Raw genomic sequence first — 18,353 nt, 5'->3', positions numbered from 1 at the left:
TTTCGGGCGCTTGGAAAGATTACATCAGGGACGGGCCGAAGTACCAATCGGCTGGTCAGAGCCTTTTCGGTACCGAATTGGACGCAGAATCAGCGGCCCTTACGGTCACGCTTCTCTCGCACTCGTACGGATACGCGGATCGGACTGCCGTCGAAGTTGAACTCTTCACGCAGACGCCGCTCGATGAAGCGGCGGTAGCCGGCCTCGAGGAAGCCCGTGGTGAAGAGAACGAATGTCGGCGGGCGTGTGCTTGCCTGAGTCGCGAACATGATGCGAGGCAGGCGACCACCACGCATTGGCGGCGGTGTTGCTGCCACAACTTCCTTGAGCCAGGTGTTCAGGCGACCCGTGGGGATGCGCTTGTCCCAGGACTCCAGAGCCGTGTCGAGAGCCGGCACGAGCTTCGCCACGGCGCGACCGGTGTGGGCGGAGATGTTGACTCGCTGAGCCCACGGAACGCGGACCAGATCGCGGTCCACTTCCTTGTCCAGCATGAGTCGACGGTCCTCGTCCACGAGGTCCCACTTGTTGAATGCGATCACCAATGCACGACCCGTGTCGGCCACCATGCTCAGAACACGGAGGTCCTGCTCGGTGATCGGCTCGTGTGCGTCGATGAGCAGGATCGCGACCTCAGCGGCCTCGATTGCACTCTTCGTACGCAGCGACGCATAGAACTCCGCGCCGCTGGCATGGCTGACGCGCTTGCGCAGACCAGCCGTGTCGACGAAACGCCAAGGGCGCCCGCCGAGTTCGACGATCGAGTCGACCGGGTCGACGGTGGTGCCGGCAACATTGTGCACGACGGACCGCTCGTCACCGGACAGCTTGTTGAGCAAGCTGGACTTTCCGACGTTCGGCTTTCCGACGAGAGCAACACGACGCGGACCGCCGCCGGGAATACCTTCACGCGGGGTCTCCGGCAGCTTCTCCAGAACCTCGTCGAGCAGGTCGCCGGTACCGCGGCCGTGCGTCGCACTCACTGAGTACGGCTGACCGAGGCCCAAAGACCACAGCGCTGCAACCTCGGACTCGGTGCGTCCGTCGTCCACCTTGTTGGCAACGAGGATGACCGGAGTCTTCGAGCGGCGAAGCACTCGAGCGACAGCTTCGTCCGTCGTCGTAGCGCCGACAACGGCGTCGACCACCAGGAGAATGGCGTCAGCCGTTCCCATGGCCAATTCGGCCTGACGGGCAACGGCCTGCTGAAGACCCTTTGCGTCGGGTTCCCATCCGCCGGTGTCCTGGACGAGGAAGCGTCGTCCGGCCCAGTTCGCCTCGTACGAGACGCGGTCACGGGTAACGCCGGGGATGTCCTCGACTACCGCTTCACGACGGCCGATGATGCGGTTGACGAGCGTCGACTTGCCGACGTTCGGTCGACCGACAACAGCCAAGGTCGGGACGGCAATGTGCGCTTCGCCTTCGCCGTCCGCTTCGAGATCGGCGTAATCCCACTCCGATTCCTCGGACCAAGTTCCGTCACCGGCATATTCGGTTACCAGATCGTCGCTCACTGCACTGCTCCAGTTCTGTCGCTGACCACCAACAGCAACTTGGCGATCACATCTTCAATTCCCAATTCGCTCGTATCCACCAGGATGGAATCCTCGGCAGGGCGCAACGGCGACACTGCCCGAGTCGAATCGAGATGGTCACGGCGCTGCACATCAGCCAGCACCGCTTCGTAATTGTCTTCACGGCCTTGGCCGACGTTCTGCGTATTGCGCCGTGCCGCACGGGTTTCCGCCGATGCGGTCAAGAAGATCTTGACGTCTGCATCGGGGAGTACGACGGTTCCGATGTCGCGACCTTCCACGACGATCCGCTCCGCACCGGCCGCCAACTCACGCTGAGTGGCGACCAGCAGGTCGCGAACCTCGGGCACAGCCGAGACCGCGGAGACAGCCTTGGTGACCGCGTCGCCGCGGATCTCCTCACTGACGTCCGCGCCGTCGAGATGCACCTGCTCACTGCTTGGATCGGTACCGATGGACCACGGCAATGCCGCAACGGCAGCGGTGATCGCGGCGGAATCAGCCAGATCGATTCCCTGACGAAGCACGTGCAGGGTCGCGATCCGGTAGATGGCTCCAGTGTCGAGGTAGCGAGCACCCAAACGCTGCGCCAACGCGCGAGAGACGCTGGACTTGCCGGTTCCGGACGGTCCGTCCATAGCGACTACCAGCGGCATGGACGAATCGGTCACAGGCCGACCGCCTCGTACAGTCCACCGACCTCGCTACGTCCGAGGACGCGCTGCGTTCCCGGACGCTGATCGCCGAGAGCGACAACTCCGACGTTGGTGCGAACCAGACGGACAACGGGGTGACCGACGGCATCGAGGAGGCGACGCACGATGTGCTTACGGCCCTCGTGCAGTACGAGCTTGACGAGCGTCTTGCCCTCGTTGATCTCGAGCACGGTGAAGGCGTCCACCTTGGCCGGACCGTCATCGAGAGTGACACCGTCACGCAGCTGCTTGCCGGTGCTGCGCTCGACAACGCCGTGAACCGTGGCGAGGTACGTCTTCGGAACCTCGAACGACGGGTGCATCAGGCGGTGAGCCAAGTCGCCGTCGTTGGTGAAGAGGAGCAAGCCTTCGGTGTCGGCGTCGAGACGGCCGACGTGGAAGAGCCGCTGACCCGACTGAACGCGCTCGGAGACGATGTCACCGACGCACGGACGACCGAGATCGTCGGACATGGTGCACTGCCAGCCACGCGGCTTGTTCATCGCGAGGTAGACGAGGTCCTTCTGCACGACGACGCGGACGCCGTCGACACGAACCACTGCGTTCTCGGGGTCGACACGCAGACCCTGTTCGACCACGATGCGGCCGTCGACCTCGACGCGACCCTGGTCGATCAGTTCTTCAGCTGCACGGCGTGATGCGACGCCGGCCTGAGCCAGTACCTTCTGCAAGCGGACGCCGTCGCCCTTCGGCGGGCCGTCGTGCTTGGTGATCTCGGCGTGCTGATGACGTGCCGGCTTGGCGTTGGACACCAACGGGTTCTGAGAGACCACGCGCTGCGGCTTCTCGGTCTTCGGCTTGCCACGCTTGTTGGTCGCCGGCGGTGTGGGAGCTGCCGGGCGCTTGCGCGGAGGTCCGTCGAACTTGGATCCACGAGGTGCGTTCGACCATGCGCCGCCACGAGGAGCGTCGGGGCGTGCGCCTCGCTGATCGTCACTGCGACGGTCGGCGCCACCGCGCGGTGCCCGACGGGCGTCTACGTGGGGGGTCCGGCGGTCATCGCTGCGGGGTCCGCGGCGGTCGTCAGTGCGCGGTCCGCGCCGATCGTCGTTGTAGCCACCACGACGGTCGTCCGTACGTGCGGGGCGACGGTCGTCGCTGCGCGGCGGGCGACGGTCATCGCTGCGCGGCGGGCGACGGTCATCGCTGCGCGGCGGGCGACGGTCATCATTGAATCCACCGCGACGGTCGTCCGTGCGGGGACGGTCGGATCCGGCGTTGCGGTCGTATCCGGAGGTACTGCGGGAAGTGTTGCTGCGTCCACCACGGGGCGCTTCGCTACGTGCGCCGCGGGGGGCGTCGCTGCGACCACCACGGGGTGCATCGCTGCGTGCGCCGCGGTTGTCGCGGGAGTTGTTACGGTCCGGTGTGCCATCTCGGCGAGCGGGATTGTTCACTTTTTTCCTGTCAGTTTTCTACTGTTTCCCGAGCGTGGTCGGGTCTTTCTCGGTGCTGACGAGCGCCGGAATTCCGGTCAGTCGTCGACTTCGGTGTCCACTACGTCAGCGGGCACGTCTGCCTTGTTCATTCTCGCAAATCGCGGATCGGATTCCAGGCTTTCGCTGATGTCGTCGATGAGATCGACATCAGGCAAGAGCGGGGCCAACTCCGGGAGCTCGCTGAGCGAGGCCAGGCCGAGCCGTTCGAGGAACAGTTCGGTCGTGGAGTACCGTGTCGCGTTGGTGTCCGGGTCAGGCCCGGCTTCCGCGATCAGTCCGCGGGCAAGGAGGGTGCGTACCACCCCGTCCACGTTGACGCCTCGTACCGCACTGATCCGCGCACGAGTCAACGGTTGACGGTATGCGACTACGGCCAAAGTTTCCAATGCCGCCCTGGTCAATTTGGTGCGTGCGCCGTCCAATAGCAGCTTTTCCACGTACGGGGCAAACTCTTGTCGCGTGTACAGACGCCATCCGTCGCCCGCGTAGCGAAGGTCCATTCCGCTGCCGCGAGCGGTCAATGCGGCCGACATCGACGTCAGGCGTTCTTCGACGCGCTCCGGCGCGGTTCCGGTGACAGATGCGAGTTGGTTCACTTCCGCCGGCGAATCCACGACAAGCAGAAGCGACTCCAGCACTGCGTCGAGTTGATCGTCGTCGAGGTCGAAATCGGGTGCAGACTCTTCGGACTCCGAGGCGTCGTCGGTAGGCTCGATAATCTCGTCTAGCTGCGAAGACTCTGATTCCGTCGGTTCGGCATTCATCCGTAGTCCTCCTCTGTGACCGGCGCGGCCGGGTCGTCTCCGGTCCAACTCACCATCAGCGGTCCGAGGGCCTCGGGTTGCTCGAACACGATGACCTGCCGGCGATACAGCTCGAGCAATGCGAGAAACCTTGCCACTATCTCGACAGTGATTTCGCACTCGGCAACGAGGTCCCCGAATGGTGTCCACTCCCCGATGCCTCGCTCGCGCAGCAACTCGAGAATTCGCTCGGCCTGTTCGGGTATCGAGATATTGGACACATGGAGGTGATCGAGGCCCACTGTCGGCACCGGACGCGGTGTGAACACCGTCGCCGCGATCTCCGCAAAACGCTGAGGGTCGACGCCCAACAACACCTCGGGCAGGAGTTCGGTGAACTGATCCTCGACGGCAACAGAGCGCGGATAGCGCCGCAGCGCTGCTTCCTCCAACTCACCGAACAGCGCCGCAACCTGTTTGTACGCCCGGTACTGCAGCAGTCTCGCGAAGAGAAGATCACGTGCTTCGAGAAGCGCCAGATCCTCCGCGTCCTCGACCTGCCCGGCGGGCAACAACCTGGCCGCTTTCAGATCCAGAAGCGTAGCTGCGACAACCAGGAATTCCGTCGTCTGATCAAGGCCCATCGCACTGCCGAGTTCCTTGGTGTACGCGATGAAATCGTCCGTGACGGTGTGAAGGGCGACTTCGGTGACGTCGAGCTGCCGTTGATTGATCAGGTTCAACAGCAGATCGAACGGGCCTTCGAAGTTCCGGAGAGTGACTCGGAAACCGGCAGCCTTGGCTGCGGTCTGAGCGTCGGTCGGGACGTTCGGATCGATCGAATCCGGCTCGACTTCGACCGGATCTTCTTGCGATGCAATCAGTTCCACTAACGACCAGACCGGTGAATGACCTCGCGGGCCAAGGCTCGATATGCCTCGGCGCCAGCCGATTTCGGCGCCCACGTCGTGATCGGCTCACCGGCGACGCTGGTTTCGGGGAATCGAACGGTGCGGTTGATCACCGTGTCGTAGACGACGTCGCCGAACACCTCGACCACTCGCGCCATCACCTCCCGAGCGTGCAGGGTCCGGGCGTCGAACATCGTGACGACGATGCCGGCCAACTCGAGCTTCGGATTGAGACGGTCGTGCACCTTTTCGACGGTGTCGTTGAGAAGTGCCAGGCCGCGCAGGCTGAAGTACTCGCATTCCATCGGAATGATGACCGAATCGGCGCACGCCAGCGCATTCACCGTGAGCAGGCCAAGCGACGGCTGGCAGTCGATGAGCACGTAGTCGTACCGATCGAGAACCGGGTGCAGCACGCGCCCCAAAGTCTGCTCACGCCCGACCTCGGTGACCAATTGAATCTCGGCGGCCGAAAGGTCGATGTTGCTGGGGAGCAGGTCCAGACCGTCCACCCGAGTGCGCATCAACACGTCGTCGATGGATACACGCGGTTCGACCAGGAGATTGTGGACGGTCAGTTCCAGGTCGTGATGCTGAACGCCCAGACCAGCAGACAACGCTCCTTGGGGATCGAGATCCACCAAGAGCACTCGGCGACCGTATTCGGCCAACGACGCGCCCAGGTTGATGGTCGACGTCGTCTTGCCGACGCCGCCCTTCTGGTTGCACATCGCGATGATCATCGCGGGTCCGTGGTGCGCCAACGGTGTCGGTTGGGGTACCTCGCGGACCGGCCGGCCCGTCGGACCGAGTTCTTCCGTGGAAACAGCAGGGGTTTCCGCAGGTGGCGAGGCTACTGGCGTCGTATCTATTTCGAACATCGCCTCTGGTTCGGAGGGTACAGCTGGTGCTGATTCGTTCACGCGCTCGAAGAGTTGGGCATTGACATGCGGCGGCGCGGACTCCGCCGCTGGTGGCTGCGATGTCGACACGGTCCGATGCTCCCCTACTCTTTCGGCGGTTGCTCTCGGCGCCGGCAAACCCCCGAAACTGCGGTGGAGGCCGCTCGCGCTCCTTGAACGCTACCGCTTACATCACCGAATGGTCTCGCAGACACGCATGAGCCAACCAACGCCTAACGGGCGCGTGGGTGTGCCTGAGCCCACACTTCGCGCAGCGCTGTGACGGTGACCAGTGTGTAGATCTGCGTCGTGGTTACCGAAGCGTGACCGAGAAGTTCCTGCACGACGCGTACGTCCGCGCCGCCGTCGAGCAGGTGTGTGGCAAACGAGTGCCTGAGCGTATGGGGTGAGACGTCCGCCTTGATCCCGGCCGACGCGGCCGCGTCCTGAAGAATCTGCCATGCACTCTGACGCGAGAGGCGTCCCCCGCGAGCGTTGAGAAAGAGGGCAGGAACACCACGCGTCGCGAGGCTGGGGCGCCCGCGGACGAGATACGCGTCTACGGCGGCGATCGCCGGCCTGCCGACGGGGACGATCCGCTGCTTGCCGCCCTTGCCCTTGAGCAGCACGGAACGGGTTTCGGTGTCGATGTCGTCGACGTCCAGATCGATCGCCTCGGTGATGCGTGCTCCGGTCGAGTACAGAAGCTCGAGCAGAGCGCGATCCCTCAGGTCGCGGGGCCCGTCACCGGCCGCCCCGCCACCCGAAGCGTCGAGTAGGGCGATCACGTCGTCGAGCGGCAGAGCCTTGGGCAGCTTGCGTCCGGGCGTCGGCGGCTTGACCGTACGAGCCACATCGACACCGACCAGGCCCTCGGCGGCGGAGAACTTGTGGAATCCGCGGACCGCGATCAGGGTCCTCGCAGCCGAACTGGCCGCCAACGGTAGGACTCCGGCATCTTTGTCACCCAGGCGCAAATGTGTCACGAATTCGGTGACGTCGTTCTCCGTCACGCCCGCGACGTCGTCGATGCCGCGACCGTCCAGGTACTCCGCGTACCGATTCAGGTCGCGGCGATACGAAAGCAGAGTGTTGCGCGCAGATCCTCGCTCGACCGCTAGATGGTCGAGATACGAGTCCACCTGTCGGGCAAGCACTTCAGGCTCGCGACTTGCGTTCTCCGAATGCGCGAGGACGATCGGGCCACGGTGCGTCGGCGGGGCGTAGCGGCTTTCCCGTCGAGCGTGCGGTAGCGATCGCGAGAATGCCCGATACCGCGGTAGCGTTGACGATGTCACCGCGCAGCGCCATGTCGACGGCGTCGGCGAGCGGAACTCGCGAAATCTCGAGATCGGCTTCTTCGTGTTCGGGATCGTCGCGCTCCACCTCGTGCAGCCCCTCGGCGAGGAAGACGCGAACCGCCTCGTCCGTGAACCCGGGTGAGAGAGCTACATCGACCAGCACCGACCATCGATCGGCGCCGAGTCCGGTTTCTTCGCCCAGCTCACGCGCTGCCGCCTCGACCGGGCTCTCCCCCGGAGCGTCGAGCAGACCGGCAGGAATTTCCCACAACCGGTGCCCGAGCGGGTGACGGTACTGGTGAATCAGCACAAGATTGTCGCGCTCGTCCAGTGCCACGACGGCAACGGCGCCGTGATGCTCGACGACTTCCCGATCGGCACGCTGACCACCAGGCATCGCAACGGTGTCGACGCGCAACGCGATGATCGCGCCGGTGTAGACCGTCTTGGAGCCGAGGGTGTCGAATTCGTGCCGACCGGGATCGCTCATGTGTGGCTAGACCTTTTCCACGTTCTCGGCTGCAGCGTCGAGTGCCGTCTCGGTGGCGGCGGTGTCGATCTTCTCGTCACCGTGGACGTCGACGGGCAGGCGCTCTTCGAGCTTGTACGTCAACGCTGCTTCGACGAAGGCGGCGAACAGCGGATGCGGGCGCGTCGGGCGGCTCTTGAGCTCCGGGTGTGCCTGGGTGGCAACGAAGAACGGATGCTGCTCACGCGGGTACTCGACGAACTCGACCAGGTGACCGTCCGGCGAGGTTCCGCTGAACTGCAAGCCGGACTTGGCAATCCGGTCGCGGTACGTGTTGTTGACCTCGTAGCGGTGACGGTGACGCTCGGAGACGTCCTCGGTTCCGTAGGCCTGAGCGACGACGGAACCCTTGGTCAGCACGGCCGGGTAAGCACCCAGACGCATTGTGCCACCGAGGTCGGCGTCACCGGCGATGACGTCTTCCTGATCAGCCATCGTGGAGATGACCGGGTGCTTGGTGTCCGGCTCGAACTCGGCCGAGTTGGCATCGTCGAGGCCGACGCTGCGAGCAGCTTCGATGACGACGCACTGCAGACCCAGACACAGACCCAGCAGCGGCAGCTTGCGTGCACGTGCGAAACGGATCGCGCCGAGCTTGCCCTCGATGCCGCGGATGCCGAAGCCGCCCGGGATCAGAACACCGTCGACGTCACCGAGAGCGGCCTGCGCTCCGGCTTCGGTCTCACAGGCGTCCGACGGAACCCAGGAGATCTCGACCTTGGACCGGTTGGCAAATCCACCGGCGCGCAGAGCCTCGGTGACGGAGAGGTATGCGTCGGGCAGGTCGACGTACTTGCCGACCAACGCGACCCGCACGGTCTCACGCGGCTGGTGAACACGATCGAGGAGGTTGCCCCACACGGTCCAGTCGACGTCGCGGAACGGGAGACCGAGCTGGCGAACGACGTAGGCGTCGAGGCCCTCACGGTGCAGAACCTTCGGGATGTCGTAGATCGAGGGAGCGTCGGGCGTCGAAATGCAGGCGTCGACGTCCACGTCGCACATCAGCGCGATCTTGTTCTTGAGGCCCTGCGGAACGTCACGATCGCAACGAAGGATCAGCGCGTCGGGCTGAATGCCGATGCTGCGCAACGACGCAACCGAGTGCTGCGTGGGCTTGGTCTTGAGTTCTCCGGAGGGGCCGAGGTACGGCACGAGGGAGACGTGCAGGAAGAAGACGTTGTCGCGGCCGACGTCGTGGCGGACCTGGCGAGCGGCTTCGAGGAAGGGCTGCGATTCGATGTCGCCGACGGTTCCACCGATTTCGGTGATCACGACATCCGGGCGGTGTCCCTGCAGATCCGGGCCGCTCATCTCGAGGATGCGACGCTTGATCTCATCGGTGATGTGCGGGATGACCTGAACGGTGTCACCGAGGTACTCGCCACGACGTTCCTTGGCGATGACCGTCGAGTACACCTGGCCGGTGGTGACGTTCGCCTGACCGGATAGGTCACGGTCGAGGAACCGCTCGTAGTGCCCGACGTCGAGGTCGGTCTCGGCACCGTCTTCGGTGACGAAGACCTCGCCGTGCTGGAAGGGGTTCATGGTGCCCGGATCCACATTGAGATAGGGATCGAGCTTCTGCATGGTCACGCGCATTCCCCGCGCGGTCAACAACTGTCCCAGGCTCGAGGCGGTCAAACCTTTGCCGAGCGAGGAAGCTACACCTCCGCTGACGAAGATGTGCTTGGTGGCGGTACGCGTGTTAGTGCGTGACTGTGGCAAAGGGGCTCCCGTGACGACTGTGCAGGGCTTGGTCTGATGAAGCATGCTGGGGCCTGCCGACCCACGGGATTTCACGGTAACACCTATCGGGGGTCGGTGCCTACAACGCGCCGACTTTCCGCCCCCGATGTGACCGGCGTATCAATACCGGGGTGTTCAGTTGGTGGGTGCGCCGACGGTAACCGCCGCCGCTCCCGGTCCCGTGCCGTAGCGGCCGGCGCCGCCGTTCAACTGTTCCTGAAGTGCCAACGGCGTCGTGATCTTGCCCGATTCCCGGTCGATGTTGTCGATGGTCGTCAAGCCCGCTGAGAGCGCCGCGTCCGCACGCGCGACGGCAACCGGACCACTGCCCTCGGCCGAGCCAGGCCGGCCCGCGAGAATCGTTCCTGCGCCGCGTCCGTCGAGAGCACCGGCAAACCGGGCGATGACGGCGCCGCGGTTACCCGTGGCTGCGTCGGATTCACTCTTGTTGTCGCCGGTAAGAACCACCGCGAGCTGAGCCGGCTTGACCGCTCCGTCGTCGTAGCTGATGAAACCGGCGCTACGCAACGAGTCGAGCGCGAGATTCATCTCGTCCGGAGTGCTCTGCGGTTCGCTGTTCTGCCCGTTGAGAAGCAGAACCGAACCGAGCAGATCACCTGCGAGACTGCCCTGATCGACCGCACCGGTCTTGAGGGTGATCCCCGCAGGGATGACATTGGTGACGACGGTCCGCAAACGGTCACCACCGGTGGCGTCGACAAACGAATCGGTGAGCGAGACGCGTCCGGTCACGGCGCCGCCGGCGGCAGTGACGAGTCGGTTGACACCGTCGAGATCACTGGGATCCGCGTCCGGTGCTGTAATGACGACGACGGTGCGACCAGCGAGATTGTCACGCACGACGCGACCGCCGACAGCGGCATCGAAGCCGTCCGCGGAATTGAGTTGCTGCTGAAGCTGATTGGACTGTTGATTGAGGTCTTCGATCTCGTTCTGCAGGTCCGCCTTGTCGTCACGCAGACCGGACAGCAATCCACTCGACAGCATTCCGGAACCGAGCACCACGCCGATCGCGAGTGCCAGGAAGATTGCCGCTATGGAAATTGCATGTTGACGCATCGAAATCACTTGAAGAGCCCCTGAACCCACAGCGCGAAGCTGTTCCACGTTGCGATTGCCCAGTCGAGAACTTCACTACCGGCATTGGACACGACCAGGGCGACGATCACTGCCACCAGGGCGGCGAGCACTAGGAGCGCGATCGCGCCGCCGGACACTCGACTTCGATACAGAGTTGCGACGGCCTTGGCGTCGACCAGTTTCGGTCCAACCTTGAGCCGTGTCATGAACGCCGACGGATTGCTTTCACGACGCCCACGGTCGAAGAACTCGTCCAAGGACACCACGTTGCCGACCGTCACGATCAGTGAAGCTCCGTGGTGATCGGCAAGCAGCAGCGCAAGGTCGGTCGGTGAGCAGGTCGCCGGGAACGTCATCGCCCCGATACCGAGATCCTGGATTCGGGAAAGCCCCGCCGCATGACCGTCCTGGTCTGCAGGCAGAACAACTTCCGCGCCGGACTTGAGCGTGGAACTGGTGATTTCCTCCGGGTCGCCCACGATCAGATCGGGGCGGTATCCGGCCTTGCTCAACACGTCCGCACCTGCGCCGACACCGATCAGGATCGGCGAATACTCCTTGATGAAGGGCTTGAGGTTCTTCAGATCGGTCTCGCGTTCGGGGCCGTCGGAGACGACCACGACATGGCGGTCCTTCAAGTCGATATCGATGTCCGGAACACCGATTCCGTCGATGAGCAACGGGCTTTCGGTGCGGATGAACTCGATGGTGTTACCCGAGAACGCTTCCAAGTGATCGACCAGGCCGGTCTTGGCCTCGATCATCCGGTCGGATATTTCGGCCTCGGTCTGCTCTTCACCCTTGACGAGGCTCTTCTCGCCGTTGAAGATCTCGCCCTCGTGCAGGCGGATCTTGCTGCCGTCCTTGATGTTCTTGAAGACATCACCGTCGACGGCATCGATCAGAACGATGTCGTTGGCGACGATCACTTCCGGTCCGAGGTTGGGGTACCGCCCCGAAATCGACGGCGACGCGTTGACCACGGCCATGACTCCGGCTTTCACCAGAGCATCGGCGGTCCGGCGATCGATGTCGATTTCGTCGAGGATCACGATGTCTCCAGGACCGACACGGCGCAGAAGCTTCGCCGTGTTCCGATCGGCCCTGGCGATGCCACTGATCCCAGGCAAGGATTCGGTGTTACGTGAGAGCAATCCGGGCATCTTCATGGCTTCGATGATGAACCTGAAACCGCGTTGACCGGTGGAGGCGCGCCGACAACTACCACATCAGTCACACCAACACCACAGAACCTTCAATCTGTGACGCGGGCCGCATTCGCGATCTCGAGCAGTTCTTCGGCGTGCGCACGACCGGTTTCGGTGTCGTCCAGCCCTGCCAACATACGGGCCAATTCGACCACCCGATCCGAATCCGACAAGGTCCGCACGCCACTGCTCACCACTCCGCCTTTGTCGTCGACCTTGTCCACCACGAGGTGGGTGTCGGCAAACGCAGCAACCTGCGGAAGGTGGGTGACAACGATAACCTGATGCGTGCGAGCAAGTTTCGCCAATCGGCGGCCGATCTCGACAGCAGCGCGGCCACCGACCCCCGCGTCCACCTCGTCGAAAACCATCGTCGCACCGGTGTCGCTACCAGCGAGAACAACCTCGAGCGCCAGCATGACGCGTGACAGCTCGCCACCGGAAGCGCTCTTGCTGATCGGAAGTGAAGGTGCCCCACTGTGCGCGGACAGGCGAAATTCCACCTCGTCGACGCCGGCAGACCCGGCATGCAGGTCTACTCCCCCGACACTGAGCGGCGCCGAGTCCTGCGGGCCGGCAGGCTGCGAACGCACAGTCACTTCGAGGCCCGCACGTCCCATCGCCAGACCGGCGAGTTCCGCGCTGACGGCTTTGGCGAGCTTTGCCGCCGCCTTGACTCGCGCGGCGCTCAGCTTGGTAGCGGCTTCCGCGGTCAGGCCAGCCGTCTCCTCGACCTGCTTGGCCAACAGTGACAACGCATCCGAGGACACGTCGAGTTTGGATAGACGAGCGCGAGCAGTATCTGCCCATTCGAGAACACCGTCGACATCGGCGGCGTACTTGCGAGTCAGAGTCTTCAGTTCCGATTGCCGCGACAACAAAGAGTCCAGAGCACCCGGGTCTGCGGGCAGCCCGGACAGGTAGGTGTTCAGGTCACCGGCAACGTCGGTGACGACGGCAATAGCGTCGGCCAACCGGGAACCGAGGCCATCCAGATCGGCGTCGGTGACCGACTCGATGCGCGCCCTCGCTTCGGACATCAGGTCTAGCGCCGGCATGACACCGACGTCGCCGCTTGCCATGTCGTCATTACCGGCGAGCGCAGCGTGCGCCTCTTCGGCAGCGGAGCGGAGCGAATCGAGTTCACTGAGTCGACGAACTTCGGCAACGATCGCCGTGTCCTCGCCGGGCTCGGGTGCCACGCTGTCGATTTCGTTGAGCGCGAAGGTCAACTGATCTGCTTCTTGCGCCAGTTCACGAGCCTTCGACGTGCGCTCGATCAATTCCGAACGAGCATCGAGCCACTCACGACGGTGTTTGCGGTACCTCGTCAGCAGCGTTCCGATTGCCTTGTCCCCGAAGCGGTCCAGCGCGTTGCGTTGCTGGTCGGGACGAAGCAATCGCAGCTGATCGTTCTGTCCGTGGACAGTCAGAAGTGGGTCCGTGAATTCGGAGAGAACTCCCGCCGGCACGCTTCGTCCGCCGAGATGAGCCCGTGACCGCCCATCGCTGCCGACTGTCCGAACAGCGATGATGGTCCCGTCCTCGTCGCGCTCGGCGCCGGACGATTCCAGGATTCGGACGATCTCACGCTCGGTGGCCGGCGAGACGTCGTCGGCGATGAATCGTCCTTCGACAACGGCCCGCGACGCGCCCAACCGCACTCGACCGGCATCCGCTCGCGCTCCGCTGAGGAGGTGCAAGCTGGTGACGACCATCGTTTTACCTGCGCCGGTTTCACCGGTCAGGACGGTCAGGCCCTCGTGAAACTGGGCGCTGGCCTCGGAGATCACACCAAGACTGTCGATTCGGATCTCTGCGAGCACGATTAAGGCTTCCTTCCTCGCCATCCGGTAACCGGAAGCTCGAACTTGCGAACCATCCGATCAGCGAAAGGCGCAGAGTCCAACCGGACCCACTTGACGGGAGTAGCGCCGCGAACGATCTCGACGCGAGCGCCGGCAGGCAGTTCCAAGGTACGACGGCCGTCGCAGAAGACCAGGCCGTCGTGGCTACCGGCGACGGTCTCCACCGCGATGATCGAATTAGGGCTGGTGACCAACGGCCGCGCGAACAGCGCGTGCGCGTTGCTGGGTACGACGAGCAACGCTTCGAGTTCGGGCCACACGACGGGGCCGCCTGCGGAAAATGCATAAGCGGTCGAGCCTGTGGGAGTGGACACGAGAACACCGTCGCAACCGAACGCGGACACCGGTCTGCCGTCGACTTCGAGGACAACTTCGAGAACTCCCAGACGCGAACGGTTCTCGATACTGGCCTCGTTGAGCGCCCACCCGCGGTCGATGATCTCGTCGTCCACCCGAATCACGACGTCGAGTGTCATACGGGACTCGACGCGATATTCCTTGCGAACTACCTGTGCGAGAGCCTCGTCGAGATGCTCGGCCTCGGTCTCTGCCAGAAATCCGATCCGTCCGAGGTTGATGCCCAGTACCGGAATGGACGCTTCTTGAGCGAGTTCGGCGGCGCGCAGAAACGTGCCGTCGCCACCGAGAACAAGTACCAACTCGCATCCAACGGCAGCATCAGGGCCGGGATGAACAACCGTGACGTCGAGACCCGGCGCAGAGAAACCCTCGGGTTCCGTCATTGCTTCGATGCGCGAGCTGTCTGCTTCGTCGACGAGGACTCGCAGTCCGATTCCCGCGCGCTCGAAGATCTTCCCGACCCGCTTGGCAGTTTCCGTGATGTCACGTCGACCAGGGTGTGCGACAAGAAGGATCTCGCGCGACTCGCCGTTCGTGACCGCGTTCACTGGGGCCCTTCCTCTACAGCCTTGCGAATCATGTCCTCCACCGTAGGAATTCCCTCGGTGTTCGTCTCGGCGTCGGTATCCGTCTCTTCGTCGCCGGATGTACCCGTCTTTCGAAGCCACAGGAAATACTCGACATTTCCCGACGGACCGGGCAATGGGCTGGCCACGACACCTAACGTCCGCAGACCCACCTTTGCAGCAGCCTCCGACACGTCGAGCACAGCGGAGATTCGCAATTCCGGATCTCGTACGACGCCACCGGCACCGACGCGGTCCTTGCCCACCTCGAACTGAGGCTTGACCATCGGAACCAGGTCCGCGCCGTCAGCGGTACAGGCGACAAACGCCCCGAGTACCAGTTTGAGAGAGATAAACGACAGGTCCGCGACAACGAGATCGACAGTTCCGCCGATCGTCTCGGCATCGATAGCGCGAACATTGGTTCGGTCGATGACATGCACTCGGTCGTCGGACTGCAGGCGCCACACCAATTGGCCGTAACCGACGTCGACGGCGACAACTTCCTTCGCACCGCGTGTCAGCAGAACGTCCGTGAACCCGCCGGTGGAAGCGCCGGCGTCGAGGCACCGGCGACCTTCGACCGTCAATCCTTCGGTACCGAAGGCGTCAAGGGCACCGATCAGTTTGTGAGCACCGCGCGACGCCCACGAGACTTCCTGCTCCACCTCGACGACCCGAAGCGGCGTTCCGGCTTCGATCGCCGTCGCGGGCTTGGTCGCAACGGCTCCGGAAATGAGAACTCGGCCCGCGGAGATCAGTTCTTGCGCATGATCTCTCGATCGTGCCAGACCGCGACGGACCAATTCGGCGTCCACCCGTGCTCTACGTGCCACGTCAAGCCCTGTCCACAGAGGCGAGTGCCTGGACGAGCACCTCGTGTGCCTGTTCCAAAATATGTGCCTTCTGCGGAATCACACCTGCTCCGTGATGATCGTTCGGATCGTGTTCGATGCCGCCGAGGCGTGCCAGCAAACCGTCGACGTCAGAACGTATTCGTTCCGGATCGACGGTAGGGCGTGACCCGGGCAGCGGTGATCCGTTGCTCGAGTTTCCGGGGTGCGGTGTCGGCGTGCTCATCGGGCACAACGTTAGTGCATGACTCTCGGTTGCGCATACACCCGCACCCCCGCGAGTCGAACACATATGCGAGAAATTAGACCAGCCAGGAAGCAAACAGATCCGCCACGACGGCATCCGACGCTTCCAGCGTCTGGAACGACGGATTAGCCCATGCGACAGGCGCAACCGCACGTAGAAGTGACATTTCGTCCCCGACAACCGGGCCATCGACGACCAGTGCCGACCCGTTCACGGATACAGACCACTTGGAGTCCGCACCGACCAGCGATTCGACGGCCGGCTGATTGAGCGAATCCAGAGTTGCTGCAATGTAGGTGGGGCGCTGCTCAATCGGAGCCCGCAGTACGTCGCCCGGCGTGCTCACACCGGTTAGTACCAACAGTGAGTCGATCGAAACAGCATGTGCGCCTTCGATATCAGTGTCCAAGCGATCACCGACGACCAGTGGACTCGAGCACCCACTGCGTGCAAGCGCATCCTCCATCAGCGGAGCAGCAGGCTTGCCTGCCACCAAGGGTTCCTGCCTCGTGGCGGCGCGCAGAGCCGCCACCATCGAGCCGTTGCCGAGCACCAAACCTCGTTCCGACGGCAGTGTGGTGTCCAGGTTTGCAGCCACCCACAGCGCCCCGGCCCTGATCGCCAAGCATGCCTCGGCGAGGATCGACCAGTTGGTCTCCGTCGAATGTCCTTGGACGACTGCAACCGGGGAATCCGCGAATTCGCGCACCGGAAGCAACCCGACGCGCGTCACCTCGTCGGCCAATGCATCGGTACCGACGACGAGTACAGCGGCACCGGGTTCGAGACGCTCAGCCAACAGACGCACCGCCGTCTGAGAACTGGTGACCACGCGATCGTCTTCGGAATCGAAACCGAGTTCGGTCAGATGCGCGGACACTGCCGAAGGCGAGCGACTCGCATTGTTGGTCACGTAGTACAAAGCCTGCGTACCCTGACCCAACGCAGCCTGGGTGCCGGGAATCGCATGAGCTCCGGCGTACAGCGTGCCGTCGAGATCGAGCAAAAGTACGTCGTACTGAGTACGAAGCACGGTCACTGATCTTCTCCGGTCAACTCGGCCACCCGTTCTTCAGCATCCGTGTCACCCTCGAGGTCTGCAGCTGCAGCATTGAGGAACCACTTCAATCCGTCTTCGACACGACCTGCTGCAACGAGGGCATCAGCGTACGCATAGAAAAGCCGAGCCGCCGCTTCACCGGTACGCGCTGCGTCCAGATCCTTGGTCTGCAGTGTGACAACTGCCTGATCGAACTGACCGAGATCCATGCGGGCGCCGGCGACCACGATCCTCAACTCCGAAGCCTCGTCGCCGGAAAGCAGGGCAGCCTCGTCGCTACGGCCGAGCTCGATGGCGCGTTCGGGTCGACCCAAACCGCGTTCGCAGTCGGCCATGACAGCGATCAGACCCGGTCCACCAGCCATTCGACGGGCAGCACGAAGCTCGGAGAGAGCTTCAGCCCATTCACCGGCGTGGTACGCGGTGATTCCAGCAGCTTCACGAACGACCGCAATTCGGCCGGCGCGCTGACGAGCAGCACGAGCGTGGAGCAGTGCAAGTTCCGGGTCTTCGTCGACAAGCTTGCCTGCCATGACCAGGTGACGCGCAACTGTGTTGGCGTTGTCCTTGTCGAGGCTGAGCAGATCCCGACGAACGGCCGGATCCAACTCGGTGGGCTCTACGTTGTCGGGCAAATCCGGTTCGTCAGGTCGTGCTTGCTGACGGTTGCGGTCACCGTCGCGTCCACGAGGGGTGAACCCACCCTCGCCGCCGCGACGCTGTCCGCCGTTGAATCCGCCGCCACGGTTACTGTTTCCAGCACCGCCACGGTTGTTGTCTCCGGCACCACCGCGGCGGTCTCCGCCTGCAGCGCCGCGTGATCCACGCCCGTCGTTGTCACGACGGGGGCCACCTGATCGAGGCGCTCCTCCCCCACGGAAGGACCGACGCTCGTCGCCATTCTCCGACACAGTCATTCCTCTCATACAACGCACGAAAGGGGACCCAATATGTTGGGTCCCCTTTCGGTTAACGGGTGTTCGGCGGTGTCCTACTCTCCCACACCCTGTCGAGTGCAGTACCATCGGCGCTGAAGGGCTTAGCTTCCGGGTTCGGAATGGGACCGGGCGTTTCCCCTTCGCTATGACCGCCGTAACTCTATGAAACTGTCACAGTAACCAACTTCTGATCACCTGGTTTCACCGTGCACCAACCCGAACCCGTTACCGGGTGGATGGATGACGGAGAAAACAGAGTTTCTCATCAGTATCTGTGTGTTGTTTCAGATACCGCACAGTGGACGCGTAGCTTCTTTGTGGTA

Annotated in this window: 17 protein-coding genes and 1 rRNA gene; all 18 read right to left on the bottom strand. The window is 63.4% G+C overall.

Translation table 11 applies throughout. The annotated features are described in order from the left end of the window. Nucleotides 1–89: 89 nt before the first annotated feature. The 18 genes from der to rrf all read right to left on the bottom strand — a co-directional run bounded on the left by der (nt 90) and on the right by rrf (nt 18,187). The gene (der, locus tag QM596_RS09580) at nt 90–1,517 is read right to left on the bottom strand and encodes a ribosome biogenesis GTPase Der (RefSeq protein ID WP_019748583.1); all 1,428 of its coding nucleotides are present in this window, start codon (nt 1,515–1,517) and stop codon (nt 90–92) included. Beyond that, nucleotides 1,514–2,194, bottom strand: a complete 681-nt coding sequence (gene cmk / locus QM596_RS09575) for a (d)CMP kinase (RefSeq protein WP_029255443.1) — start codon at nt 2,192–2,194, stop codon at nt 1,514–1,516. Before cmk ends, der begins: the two co-directional genes overlap by 4 nt. A gap of 11 nt (nt 2,195–2,205) precedes the next feature. Further along, complete coding sequence (locus QM596_RS09570) at nt 2,206–3,651, bottom strand: pseudouridine synthase (RefSeq protein WP_080910933.1); 1,446 nt, start codon at nt 3,649–3,651, stop codon at nt 2,206–2,208. A gap of 77 nt (nt 3,652–3,728) precedes the next feature. Then, on the bottom strand, nt 3,729–4,457 hold the full coding sequence (gene scpB / locus QM596_RS09565) for an SMC-Scp complex subunit ScpB (protein ID WP_229757153.1): 729 nt from the start codon (nt 4,455–4,457) through the stop codon (nt 3,729–3,731). Beyond that, nucleotides 4,454–5,326 carry a segregation and condensation protein A gene (locus QM596_RS09560; RefSeq protein ID WP_019748586.1) on the bottom strand — a complete coding sequence of 291 codons (873 nt, stop codon included), beginning with the start codon at nt 5,324–5,326 and terminating at the stop codon, nt 4,454–4,456. Before QM596_RS09560 ends, scpB begins: the two co-directional genes overlap by 4 nt. Beyond that, nucleotides 5,326–6,339: a ParA family protein gene (locus tag QM596_RS09555; protein WP_020969711.1), complete on the bottom strand. Its 1,014-nt coding sequence runs from the start codon at nt 6,337–6,339 to the stop codon at nt 5,326–5,328. The genes QM596_RS09560 and QM596_RS09555 overlap by 1 nt, the downstream gene beginning before the upstream one ends. Before the next feature lie 143 nt (nt 6,340–6,482). Continuing rightward, a complete protein-coding gene (gene xerD / locus QM596_RS09550; RefSeq protein WP_020907866.1) occupies nt 6,483–7,406 on the bottom strand; it encodes a site-specific tyrosine recombinase XerD in 924 nt (307 codons plus the stop codon). Nucleotide 7,407: 1 nt separating this feature from the next. Continuing rightward, entirely contained in the window at nt 7,408–8,040 is a 633-nt protein-coding gene (locus QM596_RS09545; RefSeq protein WP_283308806.1) for an NUDIX domain-containing protein, read from the bottom strand. Nucleotides 8,041–8,046: 6 nt separating this feature from the next. Further along, a complete protein-coding gene (gene pyrG / locus QM596_RS09540; RefSeq protein WP_283308805.1) occupies nt 8,047–9,807 on the bottom strand; it encodes a CTP synthase in 1,761 nt (586 codons plus the stop codon). 156 nt (nt 9,808–9,963) lie between these two features. Further along, complete coding sequence (locus tag QM596_RS09535) at nt 9,964–10,917, bottom strand: copper transporter (protein WP_283308804.1); 954 nt, start codon at nt 10,915–10,917, stop codon at nt 9,964–9,966. After that, nucleotides 10,914–12,098 (bottom strand): putative cytokinetic ring protein SteA, encoded by a 1,185-nt coding sequence (steA, locus tag QM596_RS09530; protein WP_020907868.1) that lies wholly within the window; start codon nt 12,096–12,098, stop codon nt 10,914–10,916. Before steA ends, QM596_RS09535 begins: the two co-directional genes overlap by 4 nt. 86 nt (nt 12,099–12,184) lie before the next feature. Further along, nucleotides 12,185–13,963 (bottom strand): DNA repair protein RecN, encoded by a 1,779-nt coding sequence (recN, locus tag QM596_RS09525; protein ID WP_283308802.1) that lies wholly within the window; start codon nt 13,961–13,963, stop codon nt 12,185–12,187. A gap of 2 nt (nt 13,964–13,965) precedes the next feature. Next, complete coding sequence (locus tag QM596_RS09520; protein WP_019748593.1) at nt 13,966–14,913, bottom strand: NAD kinase; 948 nt, start codon at nt 14,911–14,913, stop codon at nt 13,966–13,968. Continuing rightward, nucleotides 14,910–15,767 (bottom strand): TlyA family RNA methyltransferase, encoded by an 858-nt coding sequence (locus QM596_RS09515; protein WP_020907870.1) that lies wholly within the window; start codon nt 15,765–15,767, stop codon nt 14,910–14,912. Before QM596_RS09515 ends, QM596_RS09520 begins: the two co-directional genes overlap by 4 nt. Before the next feature lies 1 nt (nt 15,768). Continuing rightward, nucleotides 15,769–16,011 carry a hypothetical protein gene (locus tag QM596_RS09510; protein ID WP_019748595.1) on the bottom strand — a complete coding sequence of 81 codons (243 nt, stop codon included), beginning with the start codon at nt 16,009–16,011 and terminating at the stop codon, nt 15,769–15,771. A gap of 76 nt (nt 16,012–16,087) precedes the next feature. Further along, nucleotides 16,088–17,071 (bottom strand): HAD-IIA family hydrolase, encoded by a 984-nt coding sequence (locus tag QM596_RS09505; protein ID WP_283308801.1) that lies wholly within the window; start codon nt 17,069–17,071, stop codon nt 16,088–16,090. Further along, nucleotides 17,068–18,009: a tetratricopeptide repeat protein gene (locus QM596_RS09500; RefSeq protein WP_073513327.1), complete on the bottom strand. Its 942-nt coding sequence runs from the start codon at nt 18,007–18,009 to the stop codon at nt 17,068–17,070. Before QM596_RS09500 ends, QM596_RS09505 begins: the two co-directional genes overlap by 4 nt. Before the next feature lie 61 nt (nt 18,010–18,070). Next, nucleotides 18,071–18,187, bottom strand: a 5S ribosomal RNA gene (gene rrf, locus QM596_RS09495). Between the last annotated feature and the right edge of the window lie 166 nt (nt 18,188–18,353).

The sequence above is a fragment of the Rhodococcus sp. IEGM 1406 genome (genome assembly GCF_030056745.1).
Lineage (GTDB): Bacteria > Actinomycetota > Actinomycetes > Mycobacteriales > Mycobacteriaceae > Rhodococcus_F > Rhodococcus_F erythropolis.
Note: the sequence above shows the minus strand (reverse complement) of the source record. Positions and strands in the feature narration are given on the sequence as shown.

Bases quoted from the DNA above. Each gene is read 5' to 3' on its own strand.
- cmk (WP_029255443.1), bottom strand. From the start codon at position 2,194: ATGCCGCTGGTAGTCGCTATGGACGGACCGTCCGGAACCGGCAAGTCC.
- scpB (WP_229757153.1), bottom strand. From the start codon at position 4,457: ATGAATGCCGAACCGACGGAATCAGAGTCTTCGCAGCTAGACGAGATT.
- QM596_RS09545 (WP_283308806.1), bottom strand. From the start codon at position 8,040: ATGAGCGATCCCGGTCGGCACGAATTCGACACCCTCGGCTCCAAGACG.
- steA (WP_020907868.1), bottom strand. From the start codon at position 12,098: ATGAAGATGCCCGGATTGCTCTCACGTAACACCGAATCCTTGCCTGGG.
- QM596_RS09510 (WP_019748595.1), bottom strand. From the start codon at position 16,011: ATGAGCACGCCGACACCGCACCCCGGAAACTCGAGCAACGGATCACCG.
- QM596_RS09500 (WP_073513327.1), bottom strand. From the start codon at position 18,009: ATGACTGTGTCGGAGAATGGCGACGAGCGTCGGTCCTTCCGTGGGGGA.